The 667-nt window shown below is 64.6% G+C and carries 1 protein-coding gene; it reads right to left on the bottom strand.

The features are described from left to right. The coding region (locus NWF34_RS25325) for a DDE-type integrase/transposase/recombinase (protein ID WP_258326408.1) at positions 1–640 on the bottom strand (640 nt) is incomplete at its 3' end. Between the last annotated feature and the right edge of the window lie 27 nt (positions 641–667).

Genomic DNA, 667 nt, shown 5'->3' with positions numbered 1-667 from the left:
CGATGTGGTCGAACCGGTCGGGACACTGCAGGTCGTATTTGATGGTCTTGAACAGCGATTCGGAGAACGGGTTGTCGTCACTGACTCGGGGCCGGGAGAACGAGGCTTCGATCTTGGCAGCTTGCAGGGCGTCGAGCAGATCGCGTGACCGCATGATCGCCCCGTTGTCGGCGTGGAGCACCTGCGGGGCGCCGTAGCGGGTGAAGGCGGTGGCGAACATGTCGACTGCCATAGCGGTGTCCTCGCGGTGTTCGATGCGCCAGGCGACCGGGTAGCGGGAGAACACATCGATCACCAGGTACAGCTTGTAGCGCTGGCGGGATGGTCCTTTGAGTTCGGTGACATCCCACGACCACAACTGCCCTGGTGCGGTGGCCACCGCCTTCGGGACCGGGCGTGAGGTCCCGCCCCCGTGGCGGCCGCGGCGGCGATCACCGGTCATCTGTTCGGCTTTGGCAATGCGGTAGAAACTGCTCTGCGAACACGGCACCCGACCGGCATCGAAAGCCCGCCAATAGGTTTGGCACACCGATAGATCGGCGTACTGCTCATCTTCGAGTACGGCACACACCTGGGCACGCTCACCGGAGCTCAACGCCGCCGGCTGTAGCCGAGCCCGCTGCGGGATCGGATCAGCCACTGGCGTGTAGTGCCGATACCGGCGGGA

It is taken from the genome of Gordonia sp. GONU (assembly GCF_024733855.1).
GTDB classification, from domain to species: Bacteria; Actinomycetota; Actinomycetes; order Mycobacteriales; family Mycobacteriaceae; genus Gordonia; species Gordonia amicalis.
Note: the sequence above shows the minus strand (reverse complement) of the source record. Positions and strands in the feature narration are given on the sequence as shown.